Here is a 17,717-nt window from a genome sequence, read left to right as displayed (position 1 = left end):
GGGCGGTTTAGTTAGAGCCTAGGCCACAAGGGCCTGAGCACGGTATTGCACCGGGCTCAGGCCCTTTAGCTTGTGGAGATTCTCTCGGTGTTGTACCAGCGGATGTATTCGTGCAGTGCCGTAGCCAGTGCATCGGTGTTGAGGAATCGGACGTGGTGGAAGAGTTCTTCCTTGAGGTGTCCAAAGAAGTTCTCGATCACGGCGTTGTCGTAGCAGTTGCCTTTGCGGGACATTGATTGGACGGCGCCGGCGCCCTCCAGGAGCGTCCGCCACGAGGTGTGCCGGTACTGGAATCCCTGGTCTGAATGCACGAGCGGTTTCTGACCGCTGTCGAGCGTTGTCAGTGCATTACGCAGTGCACTGTTGGTGAGCTTCAGGTTTGGCGACAGGCCGATGGAGTACGAGATGATCTGCCGGTCAAAGAGGTCCATGACCGGCGAAAGGTAGAGCTTGCGGTCTCCGACGCTGAACTCTGTCACATCAGTGACCCACTTCTGGTTCGGGGCAGCGGCGTCGAACTCCCGGTTCAGCAGGTTCGGCGCGGCAGTGCCCTGTTCGCCTTGGTAGGAGTTGTAGCGCTTCCGCTGCCGGACCTTGCAGACAAGCCCGAGTGCGCGCATGATCTTCAGCACGGTTTTCTTCGCGACCGTCCAGCCTTGGTTGAGCAGTTCCCGATGCACGCGGCGGTGCCCGTAGCGGCCATGGTTCTTCTTGAAGATGTCCATGATGGAGGACTTGAGTTCCTCTTGCGGGTCAAGGGCCAGGAGCCGGGCCTGGTGATAGAAGAACGTGGATCGGGCAAGACCTGAGACCTGCAGCAGAACCGGAAGAGAGAAGTCCGCCTTGAGGGCGATGAGAGCCTGAAGCCTTCACCGTTGTTTTTGAGCCCTCAAGGCCCGCAATTTTCCCAGGTAGGCCACTTCCGCCCGCAACCGCTCGTTCTCCCGCCGCAACCGCTCCAATTCGGACGTCTCCGCCGGCGGTGGGGCGTCGGGCTTCCGGGGTCGGCCTTTGGGCTTGGGGCGCAAGGCATCCACGCCTTCGCGACGGGCCTCGCGCTGAGCCTCGGATAACGAACTACGTGCATGCATAAAACTGCTCCCCGGAAGTCGGAACTGAATTTCTCAGTCCAACTTCCGGGGAGCAGTTCACTGGACGGGGGCTTCCGTGTGTGCGGCGGGGAGCGGCTTACAGCTTGCCGAACTCTTCCTTTGCGGGCTGGGGCTTGTTGCTGTCGTCATACTCGTAGATGCCGACGTAGGCCTCCGTGGGGTCACCGGCGTCAGAGAACGTGACCGGACCGGACTGTCCGTCGTAGTCGATGTCCTTGCCGTTTCGGAGCAGCGTGACGCAGGACGGGAAGGTGTTGCACTTCTCGCCGCCTTCGGAGACCGCCTTCAGCTGCTTGGCGATGTCCACTCCCTTGGTGCTCTTTGCCGCCTCCGACGCAAGCGCGGTCATGTTGACCGCGTCGTACGCCTCGCCTGCATAGTTGAACGTGCGGAGGGCGGGATCAATCGCAAGGAGTGACTTCTTGAAGTCTTCCTTGGCAAAGGTGCCGGGCTGCGTACCGCGGGCACCCTTGAGCGTGCCGGCCTTGAAGTCCTTGCTGTAGTCGAAAAGGTTGCCGTCAACGAGGAACAGCTGTTCCGGCTTGATGCCCTTGCCGGTGAGCAGCGGAATGATGCTCTTGGCTTCATCGAACGTGATGAGGGCGATGGCGTCGGGCTTGGCCGCGACGAGCGCATCCACCTGGCTGCTGAACTGGGAATCACCGGTGTTGTAGAGCTGTTCAGCCACTACCTGGCCGCCGGCAGACGTGAACGCTGCCTTCACGTTCTTCTGCAGGCCGGTGCCGTAGGCATCGTTCAGGACCATCATGCCAAGCGTCTGGGCGCCGCAGGTGGCCATGTAGTTGCCCAGGACCTGACCCTGCAGGACGTCGGAAGGAGCCGTACGCCAGTACAGGCCCTTGTCGTCCCAGGTGGTGAAGTCCGGAGAAGTGTTGGCCGGCGAAAACTGCAGGACACCCGCTCCGGTGATCTGATTGATGACCGTCTTCGACACACCCGACGACGCCGCCCCGATGATGGCGCTGACGCCCTGGCCCAGCAGAGCAGTTGTCGACTGGGTGGCGATGTCGGTCTTGGTGTCGCCCGAGTCGCGGTGCACCACCTGGACGGGTTTGCCGAGCACGCCGCCAACGGCATTGATTTCCTTGACGCTCAGGTTAACGCCCGCAATTTCGGGCGGGCCGAGGAACGCCAGCGACCCCGTCGTCGGCAGAAGCGATCCAATTTTCAGCGGTGTAGGGGTGGTGGTGGTTGCTGCCGGTACGGCGCCGGTCTCGGTGGCGGTGCTGGATGCCCCGGCAGTATCACTGGGTGCAGGGCATGCGATGCCGCCGGCTGCTGCGGAGGATTCTGTCGCACTCGGGGTGGAACCGCCACCACAAGCCGTGGCCAGAAGGGCGACGCCGATACTAAGCGCTGTGACCTTAGCAACCCGGGGCGCCGCCTGGGGGAGTGAAATCATTTAGAGTCTCCTCGATCGAAAGGCGCGAATGGCCTTTGATGCGATTTTTGGTCAGGGGTTCCTGAGCTAAGTTCAAGCTAATCCAATTCCAGCGTGAACATAAGTGACTAAGGTCACATCCTCATAACACTCGTTGCATATTGGAACACCGGCGACGCGAAGGAGAAATGTAGTACCCCAGGTGGGACTCGAACCCACAACACGCGGATTTTAAGTCCGCTGCCTCTGCCAATTGGGCTACTGGGGCGCCCGGTCAATCGTATCGCCTCAGACGGCGGCCAGGGGCCCGGCGTACCGGAACGTGCCGTGGACCCCGCCGGGCCACAGGGCCAGAGGCAGCAACTGGAAGTGGTCGCCCCACTTCCTGTCCGGCGCCTCGATGCCCAGGGTCGACGCGGGGACGAAGCCGAACCGGGGGTAATAGTCGGTGCTTCCGAGCAGCGCGATGCCCTTCTCCCCCGCGGCGTTCGCACGAACCACTGTTTCGCGCATCAGCGCCGAGCCGATGCCGTGCCGCTGCAGCCGGGGCGTCACGCCAATGGGCCCGAGCCCCAGCAGCTCGAGGTCCTCCACCCACGCGCGGGTGCTGATCACATGCCCTACGATTTCGCCGTCGAGTTCGGCGACGATGCTGAACTCCGGCAGGTACTCCTCGGCGACGAACAGCTCGCGGAGCACCCTCACCTCAACAGGCTCCCCCTCCACGGGCAGTCCCGTGACCGGAGAGACGGCAAAGGCTTCGGCGGTCAGGGCAAGGACGGCGTCGCGGTCCCCGGGCTGCTCGCTGCGGAGCACCACTTCCCGCACCAGTTTGGGCTCGGGGGCGCTGGCGGCCGAAAGTTCGGACAGGACCTCCACCGCCCGGGCAGAGTCACCCACGGGCACCAGCAGATGGTCGTGGTGGAAGCCTGCCAGCACGTTGCAGCTGATCCGGGCCTGGGTCAGCGCCCGACTGACCGCTGCGGTCAGGCCCACCGCTTCCAGTGCCGAGTGGACCTCCAGGGTGATCCAGGCCGCAACGAAATCGTAGGGCAGCTCCATTGCATCTGCTTCGGCCCGGGGCAGGACCACCGTGAGCCCCTCGGCTTCCCGGACGGCGGCTTCGATATGCCCCGCCAGCGGCTTGCCGTGCGGCCAGAGAGCGTAGACGTACTCCCCTTCCCGGACGACCGGACGCATCGACGCGAGGAGGGTTTGGAGGTTCTTTTCACCCGTCATGGAGCCAGTCTATGTGTGCACCCTGCCGTGCCGGGGAGCTCCCCCGCCGGGGAAACCTTTCGGGGAAACGCGAAAGCGGCCGTTCCCCCGAAAGGGAACGGCCGCCGTCGTTAATTTGCCTGCCTGGGCCCACACTGCCGAGGGGCCCCAATCGAGCTTGCGAGATTGGGGAGGCAGTGGGGATTACTTGGCTTCAGCCTTGACAGGATCCTTGGCGCCGCCCTGGGCGGCGGCCGGAGCCTTCTCAGCCGGAGCCGTCGCGGCAGGTGCGGCGGGAGCCGCAGCAGCGGGCTTCGGAGCCGGGGTGGCGGCGGCCACGAAGGCACCGCGCGGGTTGTCCAGGTCCAGCAGCTGCGTGGTGTCGCGGCCCGCGAAGAAGCTCAGGATCCAGTTGAGGATCACGCGGAACTTGCGCTCGAACGTCGGCATGGCCATGCCGTGGTAGCCGCGGTGTGCCAGCCAGGCGAGGGGGCCCTTGAGCCCGATGCGGCCGAGCAGGTTGATGTTGGCAACACCCTTCCACTCGCCGAAGCCGGCCACAGCACCGAGGTTCTTGTGCTTGTAGTCGACGAGCGGCTTGTCCCAGCGGGAAGCCCACAGGTTCTTCGCCAGGCGCTTGGCCTGGCGCAGTGCGTGCTGGGCGTTGGGAACGCAGGTGCCGTCCGGCAGGCCAGAGCCTGTCAGGTCGGGTACCGCGGCGATGTCGCCGGCAGCCCAGGCGTTGTCGATGATGCCTTCGTCGCCCGCGATGCGCAGGTCCGGCAGGACGCGGACGCGGCCGCGGGGTTCCAGCGGGAAGTCGGTGGAACGGACCATCGGGTTGGCCTGGACACCGGCGGTCCACACGAGGGTGTCGGACTCGAATTCCTGGGCCAGCGTCTTGTCCGGCAGGTTGATGAGCTTGAGGGCGCCCTCGGCGTTGTCCAGCGACGTGTTCAGCAGGACCTCGATGCCGCGGCTGCGGAGGTGCTCCACAACCCATTCAGCCTGTGCGGCGGTGACCTCGGGCATGATGCGGCCCATGGCCTCGACGAGGACGAAGCGAACTTCCTCCTGCTTGACGCGCGGGTTGTTCCGGACCGCGGCGCGGGCGAGGTCTTCCATTTCAGTGATGCACTCGATACCGGCGAAGCCTCCACCCACCACCACGAAGGTCAGTGCGCGGGCGCGTTCGGCGGGGTCGGTCATGGTGGAGCCGACCTCAATGCGGTCAAGGACCTTGTTGCGCAGCGCAACGGCTTCCTCGATGGTCTTCAGGCCGATGCCCTTGTCCGCCAGGCCCTTGATGGGGAACGTGCGGGTAATGGCGCCGGCGGAGAGCACGACGTCGAAGTACGGCACCTCGAAGTTGTCGCCGCCGTCAGCCGGGGCAACCACGGCCGTGCGGTTGGCGTGGTCAATGGAGACGACGCGGCCCTGGATGAGCTCGCTCTGCTTGAGGTGCTGGCGGTGGGAGACCACTGCGTGGCGGGCCTCGATGTTTCCGCCTGCAACTTCGGGCAGGAAGGGCTGGTAAGTCATGTAGGGCAGCGGATCGACGACGGTGACGATGCCGCCTGCGTTTGCGATCTTCTTCTGCAGTTTGAGGGCTACGTAGAGGCCGACGTACCCGCCGCCGACGACGAGCACACGCGGACGATCCTGGAGCTGTGGGGTGGTTGCCATAACTCCAGAATACAGTACTTTGTGAAAATCTTCACTAGCTCGGCCGGTCTGCCGGATCCACCCTCGTCACTGCGCCGGTTTCGGGTTCGTCCACTCCCCCGCCGGACGCCCGGTACGCCCGCCGCAACTGGACCGCGCCCGCCGCAATAATGGCAATGAAGAGCGCACCGAACCCGATGACCACTGCGGCCGGCAGCGCACTGTCCAGCTGTGAGGGCGGCACCGCGACCGGCACCGTCGCCTTGGGCAGCGTAGCCTGCGGTGCCGGTGCTGCGGTGGTCGGCTCGGGAGCGGGAGTGGCGAAGTTCCCGCGCCGGTGCACGCGGATCCACTCGGCGATCGAACCCAGCGGGTTGGCCTTCGTTTCGGCCACATCGTCCTTGAGCGCCGCCTCGGCATTGAGGACCCCGAAGCCGTACAGCGGGTCCTTGCCCGGCGTGCCCTCGTCCTTGGCGGTGGAGACGATCCTGTTGATGACCTGCTTGGCACTCATCTCCGGCCACTTGGAGCGGATCAGCGCCGCAACGCCGGAGACGATGGGGGTGGCACCGGACGTGCCGGCCCATTCCGCATAGCTGCCGCCGGGCAGTCCGCCGGCGAGCTTCTCCGCCGGCGCCGCCACGCCGATGCTGATGCCCTGGGAGGAGGAATCCGTGCTCGCCTGTCCGTTCCGGTCCAGGCCCGCGACGGTCAGTACGCCGGGGATGGTGGCCGGAGCCCCCACCTGCACGTTGCCGCCGACGCGGTTACCGGCAGCGGCGACGATGACCACGTCCTTCTGCTCGGCGTACAGGAAGGCGGCATCCCAGCTTTGCGGCCACTCCGGAGACGTGCTGCCCAGCGAAATGTTGATGACCTTCGCGCCATTGTCCACCGCCCAGCGCACAGCCTCCGGGATCTGGTCCTGGTCGCTCTTGCCGCCGGGGTTTTCCGATCCCAGCCAGGTGGAGACGGAGAGGATCTGCGCCTCGGGTGCCACGCCCATGATGCCGTCCGGCAGGGCTTTCGATGCCGCTGCGGTGCCGTTCTGGGAGGGCTTGGCACTGGCAGATGCCTTCTTCGGAACCTGGTGCCCGCGGCCCGCAAGCATGGTGGCCACGAGGGTGCCGTGCTCGGGCTTGGCACCGATGCTCCTCTCGCCGTCGGGGGCGCCGGCACCGGAGACGTCATGGCCGCCGGCCAGCACACCCTTGAGGTCGGGATGGCTTCCGTCCACGCCGCTGTCGATCACAGCGACCTTTACGTTGGCGCCTTTGGAGACTTCCCACGCCTTGGTGATGCCGGCTTCCTTGAGCCAGTACTCCTTGTCCCGCCAGGAATCGGCGTGCGCAGCGGGTGCGGTGGCGACGGCGGACGCGGCGATGCCACCGGCAAGCACCGCGGACAGAAGGGCCGAGACCGTCCGGCGGAGCCGGGCTCTTGCTCTGGTCATTCAGAATCCAATTTTCGGTTAACTCGGTGCCTCGGCACTCAGGGCAATTCCGTCAAGAATATCGTGCTCACTGGCGGTGGCCGTAATTATGCGGCCGCCGCTGAGCTCGCCCATGCGGGTGAGGATGCGCCGCCAGACCAGCGCGCCGGCGCCGATGACGTCCACCCGGCCGGGGTGCATGTACGGCAGTTCCGCCCGCTGTGCCCGGGTCATCTGCAGCAGATCGGTGGCCGCGGCCTGCACGGCGGAGATGGACAGTTCGGCGCCGTGGATGGCCCCCGGCAGGTATTCGGGCAGCCTGAGCGCGTGCGCCGTGATGGTGGTGATGGAGCCGGCAACCCCGACGACGGCGGTGCTGCGTTCCAGCGGGACGTCCAGTCGCGCTTCGGCGATGGCGGCGTCGACGTCGGCCTCCGCGGCGGCGATCTGCTCGGCCGTGGGCGGGTCCGACGTGAGGTGGCGTTCGGTGAGCCTGACGCAGCCGATGTCAACGGACCTTGCGGCGATCACGCCGCCGGCGTCGCCCAGCACAAACTCCGTGCTGCCGCCGCCCAGGTCCACCACCAGCACCTTGTCCTCTGCCGCAATGGGCAGCACGCTGCTGGCGCCGGCGAAGGAAAGCGCGGCTTCCTCGTGGCCGGTGATCACCTCGGGCTCCACCCCGATGAGGTTCCGGATGCCGTCCACGAAGACCTGGCGGTTCCGGGCGTCGCGGCTGGCCGAGGTGGCCACGAACCGGACCTTCTTGGCCTGGTACTCGCGGATAAGCGCCGCGTAGTCGGCCGTCGCCGCAAAGGTGCGCTCCAGCGCCTCGGGTGCCAGCTCGCCGGTGGCGTCAACGCCCTGGCCGAGCCGCACCACACGCATTTCACGCACGACGTCGGTGAGCTTGGTGGTCCCGTTGCTGCGGTCAATGTCGGCGATGAGCAGGCGGATGGAGTTGGTTCCGCAGTCGATGGCGGCCACCCGGGTCATGCGCCTGCCTCCGTTGCATCGGTCTTGGATTTCCGCACGGGCGCGGGCCGGCCCACGATGTCCGGCAACCCCTGCGGGCCGTGGCGGCTGAGTTCCCGGGACGGCGCTTCGCCGGCCGTGTCCCAGGCACCCTCGCAGTAGCAGCGGTCGGCGGTCCACCATTCCCTGATGTCCGCGATGGCTTCGTCGCCCAGCGGATTCACGCCCGGCCCGGCGGCCAGCGAGTGTCCCACCAGGACGTGGAGGCACTTGACGCGGGTGGGCATGCCGCCGGCGGAGACGCCGTCGATCTCCGGGACGTCGCCGATCCCAGACCGTGCCCCGATTTCCGCGCGGGCAGCCAGGTAGGCCTCGTGCGCCGCCCGGTAGGAGGCAGCCAGTGGCTCGTCCGCGGCAAGCCGGTCGTTCATCTCGTTCATAAGGCCGGCCGCCTCAAGCCGGGAGACCGCCGACGTGATGACCGGGTGGGTCAGGTAGAACGTGGTGGGGAAGGGAGTTCCGTTGCTGAGGCGCGGGGACGTTGCGGCCACCAGCGGGTTCCCACAAACGCAGCGCGCCGGGATTTCCACAACGTCGCGCACCGGCCTCCCCAGCTGGCGGCTGAGCAAATCGAGGTCCCGTGCCGATGGCTGCCTGTTGTCACCGGGGGCGGTTGCCGTGTTGTCGTCCACTGGCGTGGCCGTCCTTCCTGCCCGGATCTGGCTGCACCGAAATTCCGGTAGGCAGTCCTGCGGCGGGCGCCGCTCCTAGTCTGTTGCCGAGCGTCTGATGGACTCCCAGAGGGAATCCACCCAGGGCACGTCGGCGGGGTCTTGTGTTTCTGCTGCACTGGGCTGGCTGCCTGATGCGCCGGCCGGCAGGTCGCTGCCGAAAACCCAGTAGCCGGTCTCACCCGGCATAACCATGTTAATGCGGTCCCGTGCCTGCTGCTTGACGTAGTTGGGATCCTGCCAGCGCGAGACCTGCCGCTTGAGGTTGTCCTGGTCCGCCTTGCTGGCCGATATGTCCGATTCCAGGGCCGCGATTTCGGCGCGCTTGTCGATGAAGATCTTCACGGTGGGAGCCAGCATGATGGTGATGGCAACCATCACCACGGCCAGCGCCAGCATGCGGCCGGAGAACGCCTTGGCGGGGACGGGGTCGAGGTTGTCTTCCCCGGCGGTGACGGCTGACGACCCGGACTTCCCGCGGCTGCTCCCCGTCTTCCCGGTGCTGGCTTTGGTGCCCGCGCCAGCTCTTGGGGCAGCGCCAGCTCTTGGGGCAGCGGCAGCTGCTGAACCTGCGCCCTTGGTGCCGGCGCCCCTCGAATCTGAGCCCTTCGAACCGGCGGCCGTGATACCCGGACCCGTGGAACCGGTGGAACCCGCGCCGGTCCTGCTGCCAGCGCCGGATTTGGCACCAGCGCCGCTGGCCCTGCCCGCCGCCTTGGCCTCGTGTCCCGTTCCCGCTTCATGGGTGGCGTGGGGCGAACGCGGGCCGCCGAAGTCCGCCTGGATGACGTCTCCCCCGGCAGAGCCGGCGGAGGACTGCTGTGCTGGTGGGGTCACCCTGGGAACTTTGGGACGGCGGGTAGCCATGACACTCCTGTAACGTGTGGGCGCCTAAAACAAAACCGGTGGCTATGGTCTTTCCACCATAGCCACCGGTCAGCTGTTTCTTGGGCTACTAGGCCTTGAAACGCGGGAACGCGCTGCGCCCGGCGTAGCGTGCGGCGTCGTCGAGTTCCTCTTCGATGCGCAGCAGCTGGTTGTACTTGGCAACGCGCTCGGAGCGGGCCGGGGCACCGGTCTTGATCTGTCCGGCGTTGGTGGCAACGGCGATGTCGGCGATCGTGGTGTCCTCGGTTTCGCCGGAGCGGTGCGAGGTGATGGTGGTGTAACCGGAGCGCTGGGCCAGGGAAACGGCGTCCAGGGTTTCGGTCAGGGAGCCGATCTGGTTGACCTTGACCAGCAGGGAGTTCGCCGTGGCGGCGTCGATGCCCTGCTGCAGGCGCTCGGGGTTGGTGACGAACAGGTCGTCGCCCACCAGCTGGACCTTGTCACCGATGGTGTCGGTGAGGATCTTCCAGCCTTCCCAGTCGTTCTCGTCCAGCGGGTCCTCGATGGAAACCAGCGGGTAGTCGGCAACGAGTTCGGCGTAGTAGGCGCTCATCTCGGAGGCGCTCAGGGCCTTGCCCTCGAACTGGTAGGCACCGTCCTTGAAGAACTCGGAGGAGGCGACGTCCAGGGCCAGGGCGATGTCGGTGCCCGGGGTGTAGCCGGCGTTCTGGATGGCTTCCTGGATCAGGTCCAGGGCAGCACGGTTGGACGGCAGGTTCGGGGCGAAGCCGCCCTCGTCGCCCAGGCCGGTGGAGAGGCCCTTCTGCTGCAGCACGGACTTGAGGTTGTGGTAAACCTCGACGCCCCAGCGCAGGCCCTCGGAGAAGGTCTCGGCGCCGATCGGGGCGATCATGAATTCCTGGATGTCGACGTCGGAATCCGCGTGCGAGCCGCCGTTGAGGATGTTCATCAGCGGAACGGGCAGGACGTGGGCGTTCGGGCCGCCCAGGTACTTGTACAGCGGCAGGTCAGCGGAGGCTGCTGCGGCGTTGGCAACTGCCAGGGAGACGCCGAGGATGGCGTTGGCGCCGAGCTTGCCCTTGTTGGCGGTGCCGTCCAGGTCGATCATGGCCTGGTCGATGCTGCGCTGGTCGGTGGCGTCAAAGCCGGTCAGTGCCGGTGCGATCTGGTCGATGACGGCGTCAACGGCCTTCTGGACACCCTTGCCGAGGTAGCGGCCCTTGTCGCCGTCGCGCAGTTCAACGGCTTCGTGCTCGCCGGTGGACGCACCGGACGGAACGGCAGCGCGGCCGATCTGGCCGTCGGAGAGGAGAACTTCAACTTCGACGGTGGGGTTGCCACGGGAATCGAGGATCTCGCGGGCGTGGATGGCATCGATAAGCGCCATGGATGTGCTCCTTGTGGGCGATTTACTGGGGACTTGGGGGAAAAAATCTCGACGTCCTCGTCAGGGACTAGCGTAGTCGAGAGTGGTGCACGTTACGGAAACCTATCCAGAACCCGGACGTCATGATCCGGGGGCGGATGTTTCCGGGTGTCGGTTCTGGTACCGCCGGACGGCCCCGCGGAGGGCGCGTTCGGCGTCGAACCCCCTGTTCCGGGCTGAACGGACGACGGCGAGCAGCAGCTCGCCGAGTTCGGCTTCGGTTTTTATTGTTTCGGCCAGCGAGGTTTCGACAAGCTCAACCAGCGGGGTCTCAGCCACCGGGGCTTTCAGCCCGGCCCGCTCGGCCCGGTCCAGGGTTTTCTGGGCCTGGGCCAGTGCGGGCAGGGCCACCGGGATGCCCTCGAAGGGCGTGCTGCGCTGCGGGCTTTCGGCCTTTTTCACCGCGTCCCACTTGAGCACGATCTCCTCCACCGTGGCAGGAAAGGTGTCCTGGAGAGATCCGTCCGGACGGAACACGTGCGGGTTGCGGCGGATCATCTTCTGGGTGAGCCCGCGGGCCACGTCACCGAAGCTGAACACGCCGCGCTCCTCGGCGAGCCGGGCGTGCAGCACCACCTGGAGCAGCACATCGCCCAGCTCACCTTTCAGTTCAGCCTCGTCCGCGCCGGTCTCGATGGTCTCGGCCACTTCATAGGCCTCCTCCAGCAGGTACTCCAAGAGTGACTCGTGGGTGAGGGCACCCATCCAGGGGCAGTGCTCGCGGAGGGCAGCAATCACCCCCAGCAGTTCCCCCACCGCGTCGGTCGGTTCAGGCTGGCCGTTGGATTCAGCCAAGGTCGCCGTACGCGTCGTTGATGTACTCCACGAGGGCTTCCTTTTCCTCCAGGGGAAGGAAGGACGCCTCGGCCGCGTTGAGCGTGAGCTCCAGCAGGTCATCGAGGTCGTAGTCGAAAGTCTCCACCAGGAGCTCGAACTCATCGGTGAGCGTCACGCCGCTCATGAGGCGGTTGTCCGTGTTGATGGTTACGTTGAATCCCAACTGGTAGAGCATGTCCAGCGGGTGGCTTTCGATGCCCTCACCGAAGGCGGCAATGGCGCCGGTCTGCAGGTTCGAGGACGGGCAGATTTCCAGGGCGATGCCGCGGTCCCGGATCCAGCTGGACAGGTTGCCGAGCGTGACCAGGCCAATATTGTCGCTGTCCTCGTCGTCGGCGTCGTCCTCGTCGAACTCCACCATGATGTCCTCCGCGATGCGGACACCGTGGCCGAGGCGCAGCGCGCGGCCGTCAACGAGGGCGGACTGGATGCTGTCCAGCCCGGCGGCTTCACCGGCGTGCACCGTGGCAGGGAAGTTGTTCTCGGCCAGGTAGGTGAAGGCGTCGCGGAAGCGCGAGGGCAGGAAGCCGTCCTCGGCGCCGGCGATGTCGAACCCGACGGCGCCCTTGTCGCGGTGCCGAACGGCGAGTTCAGCGATTTCCTGGCCGCGGTCAGCGTGCCGCATGGCCGTGATCAGCTGGCCCACCTGGATCTCGCGGCCGGTCTCGGCCACGGCCTCCACGCCGGCTTCGAGTCCCTCCTGGACCGCCTCCACAACCTCGTCCAGGGTCAATCCGTTCTGGAGGTGCTGCTCAGGTGCCCATCGCACTTCGCCGTACACCACGCCGTCGTCCGCCAGATCCTCCACGAACTCCTTGGCGACGCGGATCAGACCTTCCTTGGTCTGCATGACGGCGACCGTGTGGTCGAACGTCTCAAGGTAGCGGACCAGCGAGCCGGAGTCGGCGGATTCGCGGAACCATTCGCCCAGCGCGGTCGGGTCGGTGGACGGAAGCGTATGGCCCACCGCCTCCGCCAGCTCGATGATCGTGGCAGGGCGCAGGCCGCCGTCCAGATGGTCGTGAAGGGATACCTTGGGCAGGCTCTTCAGGTCGAAGTCAAGGGCAGGGGCGGCGTCAACGATTGGCTCAGTCACGTACCAACTCTAGGGTTGCACCGGCGGCAATGCCAACGGGCGCGCTGCCTGGCGACGGGCGGCCCGAAAGGCCGCTGCACGGCCGCGCCAAGCCGCCCGCCCTCTAAGCGCTAAGGGCTAAACCACGCGGCTGGCCTGTTCCGGGATGCTGCCCTGTTCCGGCGCCCGGCTCTCCTCCGGCGCAGCATGGGCGTCATTCCGGCCGAGCCGCTTGTGCCACCAGCGGAGGGCGTGGTCGATGATGATGCCCAGAATGATGGCGAACACGACGGCGATGCCGGCGCCAAGCAGCGGGTTGCTGTGGAGCCACGGGAAGGAACTGGCGACGAGGCCGATCCCGATCGAGTAACCGACCCAAGTGAAGCACGCGAAGGCGTCCAGCAGGAAGAACCTGCGGTGCGGGTATCCGGTGGTGCCGGCGACGTAGTTCACCGCCACGCGCCCCCATGGGATGTAGCGCGCCGTGAAGATCAGAACGGCGCCGCGCTTTTCCAGTTCGTAGCGCGCCCAGCCGAAGACTTTCTGCACCCTGGGCCGGCGCATCCACTTCCAGCGCTCCAGGCCGATCTTCCGGCCCAGCATGTAGGCCATGTTGTCACCGGCCATGGCCCCGGTCAGGGCAGTCAGGCCGAGGATCCACAGGTTGGGCTCGCCGCTGTGCCGGGAAAAGGCCGCCAGCGCCACGATGAGCGTCTCGCTCGGGACCACCATCGCGAACCCGTCAACAAAGAAGAACAAGAGCAGGACGGGATAAATCCACCACTGACCCGCTGCATGGAGCACGGCCTCATTAATAAACTCCACGCGGGTGTTGCTCCTCGGCAATATAACAAGACAGGAAGTGACGCAAATCGCTCTTTAGTGTCGCACGGCCGGAGGATAGTCCGCTACGCCTTGGTTGGAAAGTCAACTTTCCTGCAGCGGATCCTCGATGCGGCCCCGCAGCCGGTTGATGACGAGGTCCACCAGGATGCCCAGTACAATGGCGCAAACAATGGCGATCACGGCCCCCAGCAGGTGGTTCTCCTCGAACCACTGGCCGAAGAACAGCCCGATGGCCACGGAATACGAGGCCCACAGGGTGGCGGAAAGCACAGTCAGCCCGACGAAGCGCACATGTGAATAGTGGGTGGCGCCCGCGGTCAGGTTCACTGCCACCCGGCCGATGGGGACGAACCGCGCCACGAGGATCAGGGACGCCGGGCGTTTGCGCAGCTCCCGCCCGGCCCACCGGAACGCACGCTGCATGCGCGGCCCGCGCATCCAGGCCCAGCGCTGTGTGCCCACGCCCCGGCCGATGAGATACGCGGCGTTGTCGCCGGTGAAGGCGCCCAGTCCTGCTACGGCCGCGAGCAGCCACGGGTTGGGCACGTCCGCCGTCGCGGCGACGGCCGCCAGCCCCACCACCACCGATTCGCTGGGGATGGGCGGGAAGAAGCCGTCGATGACGCAGCAGGCCAGGACTATGAAAAGCACCCAGGGCTGCCCGGCGGCAGCCAGGATGAAATCGTTAACGGCCTGCACGGTCAGGCGATGCGGTCGATGATGAGCTGCTGGGCGGGCCTGGAGCCGGCCGGTGCGATGGTGACGGCGTGGTCAAGCGCCGCCTTGGCCCGGGCAAACTTCTCAGGCGTGTCTGTCAGCAGGGTCATCAGCGGTTCGCCGGCACGCACAGTTGCGCCGGGCTTGGCGTGCATGCGGACGCCCGCGGCTGCCTGCACTGCGTCTTCCTTCCGGGCCCTCCCGGCGCCCAGCCGCCAGGCCGCCACACCGACGGCGAACGCGTCCAGCTTCACGAGGACTCCGTCCGCGGGCGCATAGATGGTTTCAGATTCCCGGGCCACCGGCAGCTTCGCCCGCGGGTCGCCGCCCTGCGCCGCGATCATCCGGTTCCAGACGTCCATCGCCCTGCCGTCCTTGAGCGCCGCGGCCGGATCGGCGTCGGGAACGCCGGCGCACCGCAGCATCTCCTCCGCCAGCCGCACCGTCAGTTCGACCACGTCGGCCGGGCCGCCGCCGGCGAGGACCTCAACGGATTCCTCCACCTCGATGGCGTTGCCCGCGGTCAGTCCGAGCGGTGTGGCCATGTTGGTCAGCAGGGCCACGGTTTCCACCCCGGCGTCCTTGCCCAGGGCCACCATGGTCTCCGCAAGTTCGCGCGCCCCGGCCTCGTCCTTCATGAACGCCCCGCTGCCCACCTTGACGTCCAGCACCAGCGAGCCCGTGCCCTCGGCGATCTTCTTGCTCATGATCGACGAGGCAAGCAGCGGGATGGACTCGACGGTGCCCGTGACGTCGCGCAGTGCGTAGAGCTTCTTGTCGGCAGGGGCCAGCCCCGGTCCGGCGGCGCAGATCACCGCGCCCACCTCTTGGAGCTGGGCCAGCATTCCGGCGTTGCTCAAGTCCGCGCGCCAGCCGGGAATGGACTCGAGTTTGTCCAGCGTGCCGCCGGTGTGGCCAAGTCCGCGCCCGGACAGCTGCGGCACCGCAACTCCGAAGACCGCGACCAGGGGCGCCAGCGGCAGGGTGATCTTGTCCCCCACCCCGCCCGTGGAGTGCTTGTCAGTGGTTACCTTCACGCCGCCGTCGGGCCGCCGGAGGCCGGAGAAGTCCATGCGCTCCCCCGAGGCGATCATCGCCGCGGTCCACTGCGAGATCTCGGCACGGTCCATGCCGTTGAGCAGGATGGCCATGTTCAGCGCGGCCATCTGCTCCTCCGCAATGACGCCGCGGGTGTACGCATCGATGGTCCAGTCGATCTGCTGGGGGCTGAGCGCGCCCTTGTCGCGCTTGGTCCGGATGACGTCGACGGCGTCGAACGCCTCGTTCTTCTGGGTCACCGGGTTCCCTCCAGGTGTTCGGGTCCAAAGGCGTCGGGCAGCACCTGGTCCATGGTCCTGATCCCCTGTGTGGTCATCAACTCCATGCCGGGTGCCCGGAACTCGTACAGCAGCTGCCGGCAGCGGCCGCAGGGCATGAGGACATTGCCGCGGCCGTCCACGCAGCAGAAGGCGCGGAGCAGGCCGCCGCCGGTCATCTGCAGGTTGCCCACCAGGACGCACTCGGCGCACAGCGTCAGGCCGTAGCTGGCATTCTCCACGTTGCAGCCGCTGACGATCCGGCCGTCCGCCGTGAAGGCCGCGGCACCCACCGGAAAGTTCGAATAGGGTGCGTAGGCGTTCTTCATGGCGTCGCGCGCGGCGGTCTCCAGGGCCGCCCAGTCGATACTGGCGCCCTCTTCGTTGGCGTCGTTCTGCACGGCCGTCACCCCTTGGCGTACGGGATGCCGCTGGCCGGCACCCGGGTGCGCAGCAGCGCACTCATGAGCCCACTTTAGTGTCCCACCCCTTGTCCCGGGTAACACGGTCCGGCCAACGCGCCCGGCACGAACGTACACTTGTGGCCCTCGGGAAACGTTTCCCTAGGGCCACAAGTGTACGTTCGCGCTCGGGGGCGACTGTTGTGCTCGCTAAAGCCGGACGAGCATCTTCCCGGTGTTCCCGCCGTCGAGCATGTCCATGAAGGCCTGCGGCGCGTTCTCCAGGCCGTCAACCACGGTCTCGTCGTAGCGGACGGTGCCGTCGGCCAGCCAGCCGGCCATCCGCCCGGCGAACTCGGCGGCATGCTGGCGCTGGCCGCCCACCAGGAACCCGCGCAGCGTGAGCTGCTTGCCGATCGCCACGGCGAGGTTGCGCGGCGCGGCCGGCGGCTCCGTCGCGTTGTACTGGGCGATGGCGCCGCACATGGCCACGCGGCCGCCGACGTTCAGGACGGATAGCGCGGCTTCGAGGTGGTCGCCGCCGACGTTGTCGAAGTACACGTCGATGCCATCACTGCCGGCCGCCGCCTTCAGCTGGTCCAGGACCGGGGCATCGCGGTAGTTGAACGCCGCGTCGAAGCCCAGGTCCAGCAGCCGGGCAACTTTCTCCGGAGTGCCCGCGCTGCCAATCACCTTTGAAGCCCCCATCGCCTTCGCGATCTGCCCCACGAGCGAGCCCACCGCACCGGCGGCGCCCGAGACGAACACGGCATCGCCGGGCTTGAACTCCGCGACCTTCAGCAGGCCGGCGTACGCGGTGAGTCCGGTCATGCCCAGGGCGCCCAGGAAGGCTGAGGCCGGGGCGAGGTCCGTGTCCGCGGGAGTTGTCCGCTCCGCGTCCACCACCGCATGCTCCCGCCAGCCGAGCTGATGGACGACGACGTCCCCCACCTTGCGCTTATCGGACCGGGACGCGATCACCTCACCCACCGCACCGCCGTCGAGCGCTTTGTCCAGCGCAAACGGCGCTGAATAGGATTTGGCGTCGTTCATGCGGCCGCGCATGTAGGGGTCCACGGAGATGAACAGGTTCCGGACGAGTACTTCGCCGTCCTTGAGTGCCGGGACCGCCGTCTCGGCGAGCCTGAAGTTGTCCGGGACCGGGCGCCCTTCCGGCCGGGAGGCCAGCTGGATCTCGCGGGTGGTCACCGGCAATTCCGTCGCTGCGCCGGCGCTCACGCTGCGAACTCCACGAGCGTGAGTGCGACGTCCATGTTGCCGCGCGTCACGTTGGAGTACGGGCAAATGCTGTGCGCCTTGGCCATGAGGCTCTCGGCGGTGCCGCGGTCCAGCGCCGGGAGGGCGATTTCCAGCTCCGCGGCCAGGCCGTAGCCGGCGCTGTCCTCGAGGGCGCCGAAGTGGATCTTGGCGGCGACGGCGGAGTCCGTGAGGTCGGCCTTGGCCTGCCGGCCCACCACGCGGAGTGCGGAGTGGAAGCATGCGGCATAGCCTGCCGCGAACAGCTGTTCGGGGTTGGTGCCCTCGCCGCTGCCGCCCAGCTCCTCCGGGCTGGCGAGGTTGACGTCGAGCTTGCCGTCCTTGGTCCGGGCGGAACCGTCGCGGCCTTCGCCGGACGCAAGGGCCTCGGCTGTGTAGAGAGTCTTCACTGTGTTTCCTTCTGGTGGGGAAGTCTGGATTGCGGGCTGGTGGTTGGG

17 protein-coding genes and 1 tRNA gene are annotated in these 17,717 nt (G+C 66.8%); all 18 read right to left on the bottom strand.

All coding sequences use genetic code 11. From position 1 onward, the window contains the following. Positions 1 to 65 precede the first annotated feature (65 nt). Positions 66 to 818, bottom strand: coding sequence for an IS3 family transposase (locus ACHMXB_RS02110; protein WP_395405071.1), 753 nt, complete (start codon positions 816 to 818; stop codon positions 66 to 68). A 370-nt stretch (positions 819 to 1,188) separates the two neighbouring features. Next, a complete protein-coding gene (locus ACHMXB_RS02105) occupies positions 1,189 to 2,535 on the bottom strand; it encodes an ABC transporter substrate-binding protein (RefSeq protein ID WP_395402370.1) in 1,347 nt (448 codons plus the stop codon). A 173-nt stretch (positions 2,536 to 2,708) separates the two neighbouring features. Continuing rightward, positions 2,709 to 2,782: transfer RNA gene (locus tag ACHMXB_RS02100), tRNA-Leu, on the bottom strand. Positions 2,783 to 2,802: 20 nt separating this feature from the next. Further along, positions 2,803 to 3,753, bottom strand: a complete 951-nt coding sequence (locus ACHMXB_RS02095) for an N-acetyltransferase (protein ID WP_395402368.1) — start codon at positions 3,751 to 3,753, stop codon at positions 2,803 to 2,805. Positions 3,754 to 3,936: 183 nt separating this feature from the next. Next, positions 3,937 to 5,418 (bottom strand): NAD(P)/FAD-dependent oxidoreductase, encoded by a 1,482-nt coding sequence (locus tag ACHMXB_RS02090; protein WP_395402366.1) that lies wholly within the window; start codon positions 5,416 to 5,418, stop codon positions 3,937 to 3,939. A gap of 34 nt (positions 5,419 to 5,452) precedes the next feature. Next, positions 5,453 to 6,850: a S8 family serine peptidase gene (locus tag ACHMXB_RS02085; protein WP_395402364.1), complete on the bottom strand. Its 1,398-nt coding sequence runs from the start codon at positions 6,848 to 6,850 to the stop codon at positions 5,453 to 5,455. Positions 6,851 to 6,868: 18 nt separating this feature from the next. Beyond that, a complete protein-coding gene (locus tag ACHMXB_RS02080) occupies positions 6,869 to 7,825 on the bottom strand; it encodes an exopolyphosphatase (RefSeq protein WP_395402362.1) in 957 nt (318 codons plus the stop codon). Further along, positions 7,822 to 8,496, bottom strand: a complete 675-nt coding sequence (locus ACHMXB_RS02075; protein ID WP_395402360.1) for a DUF501 domain-containing protein — start codon at positions 8,494 to 8,496, stop codon at positions 7,822 to 7,824. Before ACHMXB_RS02075 ends, ACHMXB_RS02080 begins: the two co-directional genes overlap by 4 nt. 75 nt (positions 8,497 to 8,571) lie before the next feature. Then, on the bottom strand, positions 8,572 to 9,402 hold the full coding sequence (locus ACHMXB_RS02070) for a septum formation initiator family protein (RefSeq protein WP_395402358.1): 831 nt from the start codon (positions 9,400 to 9,402) through the stop codon (positions 8,572 to 8,574). 88 nt (positions 9,403 to 9,490) lie between these two features. Next, positions 9,491 to 10,771, bottom strand: coding sequence for a phosphopyruvate hydratase (eno, locus tag ACHMXB_RS02065; RefSeq protein WP_395402356.1), 1,281 nt, complete (start codon positions 10,769 to 10,771; stop codon positions 9,491 to 9,493). Positions 10,772 to 10,891: 120 nt separating this feature from the next. Beyond that, positions 10,892 to 11,515: a MazG nucleotide pyrophosphohydrolase domain-containing protein gene (locus ACHMXB_RS02060; protein ID WP_395405069.1), complete on the bottom strand. Its 624-nt coding sequence runs from the start codon at positions 11,513 to 11,515 to the stop codon at positions 10,892 to 10,894. 82 nt (positions 11,516 to 11,597) lie between these two features. Then, on the bottom strand, positions 11,598 to 12,743 hold the full coding sequence (locus tag ACHMXB_RS02055) for an adenosine deaminase (RefSeq protein WP_395402354.1): 1,146 nt from the start codon (positions 12,741 to 12,743) through the stop codon (positions 11,598 to 11,600). Positions 12,744 to 12,860: 117 nt separating this feature from the next. Further along, complete coding sequence (locus ACHMXB_RS02050) at positions 12,861 to 13,547, bottom strand: DedA family protein (protein ID WP_395402352.1); 687 nt, start codon at positions 13,545 to 13,547, stop codon at positions 12,861 to 12,863. Between the two features lie 102 nt (positions 13,548 to 13,649). After that, a complete protein-coding gene (locus ACHMXB_RS02045; RefSeq protein ID WP_395402350.1) occupies positions 13,650 to 14,267 on the bottom strand; it encodes a DedA family protein in 618 nt (205 codons plus the stop codon). A gap of 2 nt (positions 14,268 to 14,269) precedes the next feature. Beyond that, the gene (locus tag ACHMXB_RS02040) at positions 14,270 to 15,583 is read right to left on the bottom strand and encodes a thymidine phosphorylase (protein ID WP_395402348.1); all 1,314 of its coding nucleotides are present in this window, start codon (positions 15,581 to 15,583) and stop codon (positions 14,270 to 14,272) included. Continuing rightward, entirely contained in the window at positions 15,580 to 16,011 is a 432-nt protein-coding gene (locus ACHMXB_RS02035; RefSeq protein WP_395402346.1) for a cytidine deaminase, read from the bottom strand. Before ACHMXB_RS02035 ends, ACHMXB_RS02040 begins: the two co-directional genes overlap by 4 nt. 201 nt (positions 16,012 to 16,212) lie before the next feature. Continuing rightward, entirely contained in the window at positions 16,213 to 17,241 is a 1,029-nt protein-coding gene (locus ACHMXB_RS02030; RefSeq protein ID WP_395402344.1) for an NADP-dependent oxidoreductase, read from the bottom strand. Next, positions 17,238 to 17,669 carry an organic hydroperoxide resistance protein gene (locus ACHMXB_RS02025; protein WP_395402342.1) on the bottom strand — a complete coding sequence of 144 codons (432 nt, stop codon included), beginning with the start codon at positions 17,667 to 17,669 and terminating at the stop codon, positions 17,238 to 17,240. Before ACHMXB_RS02025 ends, ACHMXB_RS02030 begins: the two co-directional genes overlap by 4 nt. Between the last annotated feature and the right edge of the window lie 48 nt (positions 17,670 to 17,717).

Origin of the sequence: Arthrobacter sp. UC242_113, assembly GCF_044054585.1 — a bacterium.
In the GTDB taxonomy this organism is placed as follows: Bacteria; Actinomycetota; Actinomycetes; order Actinomycetales; family Micrococcaceae; genus Arthrobacter.
Note: the sequence above shows the minus strand (reverse complement) of the source record. Positions and strands in the feature narration are given on the sequence as shown.